Origin of the sequence: Micromonospora sp. AMSO12t (assembly GCF_008806585.1) — a bacterium.
Lineage (GTDB): Bacteria > Actinomycetota > Actinomycetes > Mycobacteriales > Micromonosporaceae > Micromonospora > Micromonospora reichwaldensis.
Genome location: NZ_WAAS01000331.1, coordinates 1 through 6,316, shown reverse-complemented (window position 1 = coordinate 6,316; position 6,316 = coordinate 1). Strand labels below are relative to the sequence as shown.

The 6,316-nt window shown below is 74.0% G+C and carries 9 protein-coding genes; 5 read left to right on the top strand and 4 right to left on the bottom strand.

The window, feature by feature from the left end; genetic code table 11:
- Nucleotides 1-128 precede the first annotated feature (128 nt).
- A complete protein-coding gene (locus F6X68_RS29535) occupies nucleotides 129-737 on the top strand; it encodes a bacterial proteasome activator family protein (protein ID WP_132240499.1) in 609 nt (202 codons plus the stop codon).
- A 33-nt stretch (nucleotides 738-770) separates the two neighbouring features.
- On the opposite strand, the gene F6X68_RS29530 is transcribed toward F6X68_RS29535, so the two are convergent.
- A complete protein-coding gene (locus F6X68_RS29530) occupies nucleotides 771-1,583 on the bottom strand; it encodes an HAD family hydrolase (RefSeq protein WP_151457319.1) in 813 nt (270 codons plus the stop codon).
- Nucleotides 1,583-2,404, bottom strand: coding sequence for an HAD family hydrolase (locus F6X68_RS29525; RefSeq protein WP_151457318.1), 822 nt, complete (start codon nucleotides 2,402-2,404; stop codon nucleotides 1,583-1,585). The genes F6X68_RS29530 and F6X68_RS29525 overlap by 1 nt, the downstream gene beginning before the upstream one ends.
- 195 nt (nucleotides 2,405-2,599) lie before the next feature.
- Here F6X68_RS29525 and F6X68_RS29520 point away from each other — a divergent pair, with 195 nt between their 5' ends.
- On the top strand, nucleotides 2,600-3,121 hold the full coding sequence (locus F6X68_RS29520) for a GNAT family N-acetyltransferase (protein WP_225852502.1): 522 nt from the start codon (nucleotides 2,600-2,602) through the stop codon (nucleotides 3,119-3,121).
- A gap of 112 nt (nucleotides 3,122-3,233) precedes the next feature.
- Here F6X68_RS29520 and F6X68_RS29515 read toward each other — a convergent pair whose 3' ends face one another.
- Complete coding sequence (locus F6X68_RS29515) at nucleotides 3,234-4,016, bottom strand: hypothetical protein (protein WP_151457316.1); 783 nt, start codon at nucleotides 4,014-4,016, stop codon at nucleotides 3,234-3,236.
- 112 nt (nucleotides 4,017-4,128) lie between these two features.
- Between F6X68_RS29515 and F6X68_RS29510 the strand changes: the two genes are divergently transcribed.
- The 3 genes from F6X68_RS29510 (at nucleotide 4,129) to F6X68_RS29500 (ending at nucleotide 5,817) form a co-directional block, all read left to right on the top strand.
- Nucleotides 4,129-4,560: an OsmC family protein gene (locus F6X68_RS29510; RefSeq protein WP_132240504.1), complete on the top strand. Its 432-nt coding sequence runs from the start codon at nucleotides 4,129-4,131 to the stop codon at nucleotides 4,558-4,560.
- Between the two features lie 124 nt (nucleotides 4,561-4,684).
- Nucleotides 4,685-5,029 carry a metallopeptidase family protein gene (locus tag F6X68_RS29505; RefSeq protein ID WP_192581591.1) on the top strand — a complete coding sequence of 115 codons (345 nt, stop codon included), beginning with the start codon at nucleotides 4,685-4,687 and terminating at the stop codon, nucleotides 5,027-5,029.
- A gap of 65 nt (nucleotides 5,030-5,094) precedes the next feature.
- On the top strand, nucleotides 5,095-5,817 hold the full coding sequence (locus F6X68_RS29500) for an AIM24 family protein (RefSeq protein WP_151457315.1): 723 nt from the start codon (nucleotides 5,095-5,097) through the stop codon (nucleotides 5,815-5,817).
- A gap of 127 nt (nucleotides 5,818-5,944) precedes the next feature.
- Here F6X68_RS29500 and F6X68_RS29495 read toward each other — a convergent pair.
- The coding region (locus F6X68_RS29495) for an ACT domain-containing protein (protein ID WP_151457314.1) at nucleotides 5,945-6,316 on the bottom strand (372 nt) is incomplete at its 5' end.

Here is a 6,316-nt window from a genome sequence, read left to right as displayed (position 1 = left end):
TGCGCATGGCTCACTCGATGAGCACGTCGCGGGGGTCGGCGGGCATGGCGCGACCGTAGCGCGGATCACGCGCGGATCCGCCGCCGGGATCGGTCCCCGGGCGCATGGGCGCTCGCGGCTGGGTAAAGATGGGTCCCATGACCGAAGCGCACTCCGCTGGACAGAACGACGAGCCGGGCCAGGATGGCACCGGTCACTCCGGAACGGTGGTGGTGGTCGGCCCGGACGGGCGGCCCGTCGGCACCGTGCAGACCGACGAGGCACACGGCGAGGACCCGACCCGACTGGTCGAGCAGCCGGCCAAGGTGATGCGGATCGGCAGCATGATCAAGCAGCTGCTCGAGGAGGTCAAGGCCGCCCCGCTCGACGACGCCAGCCGGCACCGGATGCGGGAGATCCACCAGCGGTCGATCGTCGAGCTGAAGGAGGGGCTCGCCCCCGAGCTGCGCGAGGAGCTGGAACGCATCTCGCTGCCCTTCACCGAGGAGAAGGCGCCAAGCGAGGGCGAGCTGCGCATCGCGCACGCCCAGCTCGTCGGCTGGCTGGAGGGCCTGTTCCACGGCATCCAGGCGGCCCTGGTCGCCCAGCAGATGGCCGCCCGGGTGCAGCTGGAGCAGATGCGCTCCGGCCGGCAGGCGCTGCCCAGTGGCCCCGGCGCCGGAATGCTGCCGGGCATGCCGGGGATGGGCCAGCCGCCGCAGGGCGGCGAGGGGCACAGCACCGGCCAGTACCTCTGACCGCGCGGCCGGCCGGGGACGCCGGCCGGCCGCTCACCCCACCCCGAAGACCTTCTCCAGGTACGCCGCCACGCCGTCCGCCGAGTTCGCCGCCGTGACCTCGTCGGCGATCTCCAGGACGGCGCGGTGCGCGTTCGCCACCGCCACTCCCCGCCCGGCCCAGGTCAGCATCGGCACGTCGTTCGGCATGTCGCCGAAGGCGAGCACGTCCCGGGCGTCGATGCCGAGCCGCGCGCAGTACCACGCCAGCCCGGCCGCCTTGGTCACGCCGGCGGCGGAGATCTCCACCAGCCCCGAGTACGACGAGTGGGTCGCCTCGGCCAGCCCTTCGAGGGCCGCGGCCACCAGCGCGACGAACGCGTCCGGGTCCTGCTCGGCGGACCGGGCCAACAGCTTCACCGCCGGTGCCGCCAGCAGCTCCTCGGGGGTCTCGACCGCCCGGATCGCGTCGTGGTCGGCGTCCCAGCGCAGCGGGTAGTGCGCCTCGTGCCGCATCTGCCGGCTGTCGACGATCTCCACCGCGAAGCTGATCTCCGGCACCTCGGCGCGCAGCCGCCGGGCCACCTCGGCGAGCAGTTCCGGGGCGAGCGGGTCGGCCCGCTGCACCTCGTCGGCGACCGGGTCGTAGACCACCGCGCCGTTGGCGCAGATCGCCGGCAGCGGCTCGGCGAGCTGCTCGTACACCATCTTCAGCCAGCGGATGGGCCGGCCGGTGACCAGCACGACCGGCGTGCCCCGCGCGGACAGCCGGGCCAGCACGTCGGCGGTGTGCGGGCTGAGCGTGCGGTCGTCCCGGAGCAGGGTGCCGTCGATGTCGGTGGCGATCAGCCGTGGTGCCTCTCCCATCAGCGGGACAGTAGCCGATCGAGGTACACCGCCACCCCGTCGTCGTCGTTGCGCAGGGTCACCTCGTCCGCGGCGGCGCGGACCATCGGGTGGGCGTTGGAGACCGCGACCCGGGCCCAGCCGGCCCACTCGAACATCGGCAGGTCGTTGGGCATGTCGCCGAAGACCAGGACGTCGGCCGGGTCGACGCCGAGGCGCTGCGCCACCACGGTCAGCCCGGTGGACTTGTCGACCCCCGGCGGGCAGATCTCGACGAAGCCCAGCCCCGCCTGGGTGAGCGTGGCGACCTCCGGCGCGACGATCCGCCGGGCGACCGCGAGCAGTTCGTCGACGTGGTGGTCGGCGGTCCGGACGAACGCCTTGATCACGTCGCACGAGAGGCACTCGGCGCGACTGCGCGCCTCGAACTCGTGCTGGTAGGGCCAGCTCGGGTGGTAGTCGCCCCAGAGCGGTGCGCCGTGCTCGTCCGACGCCTCGACCATCACGGTCAGCGGCCCGACGGCCGCCTCCAGGTCGGCCAGCAGCACGGTCAGCACCTCGGCGGAGAGGCGCTCGTCGCGCAGCACCACCGGCCCGGCCGGGTCGCTCTGGTCGACGACCCGGCCGCCGCCGGCCATCACCAGGAAGTCCGCGGCCCGGATGTCGTTGCGGGTCATTCCGGCCAGCCGGGGCCCGCGACCGGTAGCGCCGACCACCGGGATACCGGCGGCCCGCACCCGGTCGAGCACCGCGTGCGTGTACGCCGAGACGGTGTCGTCGCTGCGGACGAGCGTCCCGTCGAGATCCGTGGCGATCAGCTTGGGCAGGCCCGGGCGGGTCATCGTTCCTCCTTCGCCCGCCGCCGTCGCAGCCAGCCGTCTCGGTCCTCGGTGCCTCGACCCTGAGTGACGGCGGGCAGCAAACGTACCTCGCGCAACGGGCCCCCACCATGGCGTTGCGGCGAATGCCGTGCCAACGGTCGACGGCCCGCCGGTGTCCCCCTCCGGGGCCCTGCCGCGGGCCGTAGGGTGGGACGGGTGGGAGAGCGGGACTGGCCGGTGGCGGAGGCCGTCGACACCGAGCGGCTGCTGCTGGAGCCGCTCCGCGTCGACCACGCCGAGGAACTCGCCCCCCTCCTGGACGACCCGGCCCTGCACGAGTACGTCGGGGGCAGCCCGGCCACCCCGGAGCAGCTCCGGGAGCGGTACCGCCGGCAGACGGTCGGGCGGTCGCCGGACGGCCGGGAGGGCTGGCTCAACTGGGTCGTCCGGCACCGGGACAGCGGCGACGCGGTCGGCACCGTGCAGGCCACCGTGCGGCTCGACGGTGACCGGCCGGTCGCCGAGCTGGCCTGGGTCGTCCTGACGCCGCACCAGGGCCGCGGCTACGCCGGCGAGGCCGCCGCCGGCCTGGTCGGCTGGCTGGCGGAGCGCGACATCCGGGCGCTGGTCGCGCACGTGCACCCCGACCACCGGGCCTCCGCCCGGGTGGCCGAGCGGCTCGGCCTGCGGGCCACCGACGAGCGAGCGGACGGCGAGGTCCGCTGGGTGGCCCCCTGAGGGACGCCGCGAGCCCCGGCGATCGGGCACGGGAGGTGCCGAGGCCGTCCTCGTCGAGCCGGCGGGCTGACGTTCGTCACCCTGGTCGTCGGCGAACTGGCCCCAAGAGCGGTCAGTCCGGGAGTTCGGGGCGGGCGAAGGGGGCGGCCGGCCCGACGGTGAGGTCGGCCGGCGCGGGCGGCCCGTCGTCCGTGAGGTCCCGCGACCTGCGGCGGCGCCAGCCCACCGGCTCCGTCCCGGCTCCGCCGTCGGCCTCGGTCCCGCCGTCCGCTTCGGCTCCGCCGTCCGCCTCGGTCCCGCCGGCGGCCTTCCCGGCGAGCCGGGCCGTGCCGGCCGGGGCCAGCTTCAGCGCCGCCGCGAAGAGCGCACAGGCCAGGAACGCCGTCACCAGGCCCCGGCCGTACTCGACCTGGAAGCCGTCGTCCGTCGAGTAGAAGAAGACGCGTTGGGCGGCCTCGTCGAGCGAGGCGGTGGCCGCGACCAGCAGCCCCAGCAGCGCCCCGGCCACGGCCAGCCCGGCGAGCCGGGCGTTCGGACGCACCGCGGGAGTGCCGCGCAGCGCGAGCACCACCGCGCAGACCAGGGCGAACAGCCCGACCAGGTAGCCCACCCCGAACCCGCCGACGTCGGACACCCCGCCCGGCACCCGCAGCGGCGTGTTGCCCTGCGGGCCGCCGTTGGGGATGGTCATCACCTGCCACTCGCCGAGCATCGAGGCGAGGGCGGCCACCGCGCCGAGCGCCGCGAGCAGCACGGGGAGCCGGGGGTCCCGGTGCAGCCCGGAGAACGTACGCCCGAACCGCCCCGGCCTGTCCGGCTGCGCGGTGCCCCACTCCAGGACGGCGGCACCGTCGGACCGGTGTTCCTGCCGGGGAATGGGGGAACTCTGGGACATCGGCCACCCTTCCGCGTTCGCGGGCCTGCCCCGAATCATGACACAGTACGCACCCGGTGACGCGGAGCGTGAACGGTCGCCGGAGGGTGCCCGTTGGGCTAGCGTCGGGTGCATGCCTATCCGTACCGCTTCCGCACAATGGCAGGGCAACCTCACCGAGGGGTCCGGCACGATCCGCACCGGCAAGGGCGGGCTGGAGGGGAACTACTCCTTCAAGTCCCGTTTCGAGGAGGGTGAGGGCACCAACCCCGAGGAGCTGATCGGCGCGGCCCACGCCGGCTGCTTCTCGATGGCGTTCTCCAAGGCACTTGCCGAGGCCGGCTCGCCGCCCACCTCCGTGGAGACCACCGCCAAGGTCCACCTCGACAAGACCGACGCCGGGATGGCGGTGACCCGGATCGAGCTGGACACCGTCGGCCAGGTGCCCGGCATCGACGAGGCGCAGTTCACCAAGCTCGCGGAGACCGCCAAGGAGAACTGCCCGATCTCCCGCCTGCTCGCCCCGGGCGCCCAGATCAGCCTGACCGCGCGCCTCGCCTCCTGACCGTCCCCGTCGTCGGCGTCGACCGCCACGGGGATCACGCTCCCCGTGGCGGCCCGCCGAGCCGGACCGGTGGCCCGACCGGCGCGGGCGGGCCGTGTCGTCGGGCAGAATGGGCGGGGTGCCGGTGGAGATGAGTCGCGAGCGCTTCGAGGAGCTGGTCGGCGACGCGCTCGACGAGGTGCCCGAGGAACTCCTCGCCCTGATGAGCAACGTCGTGATCCTGGTGGAGGACGACCCGCCCCCCGGCGAGGACCTGCTCGGCCTCTACGAGGGGCACGCCCTCACCGACCGCGGCTGGGACTACGCCGGCGTGCTGCCGGACCGCATCCTGATCTACCGCAATCCCATCCTGCGCATCTGCGACGACGACGAGGACGTCGTCGACGAGGTGGCGGTGACGGTGGTGCACGAGATCGCCCACCACTTCGGCATCGACGACGCCCGCCTGCACGAGCTGGGCTGGGGCTAGCGGGCGGCGGTTGCCCCGGTCGCCTACCGTCGGTCCAGGTACCGCGAACTCAGGAGGCACTTCCAATGCGCAGCGAGCTGTTCTCGGCGGAGAACCTTGAGAAGGAGTCCGCGCAGCCCGGCATGCGGCTGCAGAACTCCAAGATGTTGAAGGTCGAACTCAACGGCGAGATGATGGCCCGGGTCGGGTCGATGGTCGCCTACCAGGGGCAGGTGCAGTTCCAGGCGCTCGGCTCCGGCGGGCTCGGCAAGTTCCTCAAGCAGAAGCTGACCGGCGAGGGCGTCCCGCTGATGAAGGTCTCGGGCCGGGGTGACGTCTTCCTCGCCGACTTCGCCAAGGACGTGCACGTCATCGACCTGGAGCCCGGCGACGCGCTCTCCATCAACGGCTCCAGCGTGCTGGCCTTCGACTCCACCCTCCAGTACGACATCCGGATGGTCGGCGGGGCCGGCATGGCGTCCTCGTCGGGCCTGTTCAACTGCGTCTTCAGCGGTTACGGCCGGATCGCCATCACCACCAAGGGCACTCCGGTGGTGCTCAGCGTCGACGCCCCCACCTACGTCGACCCGCAGGCGGCGGTCTGCTGGTCGGCCAACCTTCAGACCGGCTACCACCGCGCCGAGCAGCTCGGCCTCGGCACGCTGCTGGGCCGGAGCACCGGCGAGGCGTTCACGATGAGCTTCGCCGGCCAGGGCTTCGTCGTCGTCCAGCCCTCCGAGGAGCCGCCCGTCATGGGCAGCGGCTCCCAGGAGCAGCAGGGCGGTCTCCTCGGCGGCCTGCTCAGCTGAGGCACGCCCCGCACCACCTCGCACCGCCCCCGCACCGCGTCGACCGGCCCCGCCGGATCCGACGCCGGTCGGGGGCGGTGCCGTTGCGGGGGCCGCAGTCGGCTCCGGGGCGGTCCCGGGCCTGCCGTCAGCCGAGGTCGCCGGCGCGCAGACGGGCCAGCCAGGCGGCCGCGTCGGCGTAGTCGGCGTCCGAGAGGCCGGCGGGGGCCGGGATCGGGCGGTCGCCCGTCCCGGGGAACCGGTGCCGGGGGTACGAGCCCAGGAAGCGCACGTCGGCGCAGACCCGGCGCAGCCCCTGCAACGCCTCGCCCAGGCGTACGTCCGCCACGTGCCCGGCGCAGTCGAGGAAGAAGACGTAGCGGCCGAGCGCCTCGCCCGTCGGGCGGGACTCGATCCGGCTCATGTTGACCCCGCGGACGGCCAGCTCCATCAGCACCGACAGCAGCGCGCCCACCCGGTCGTGCGCGATGTAGACCGCCAGGGACGTCACGTCGTCACC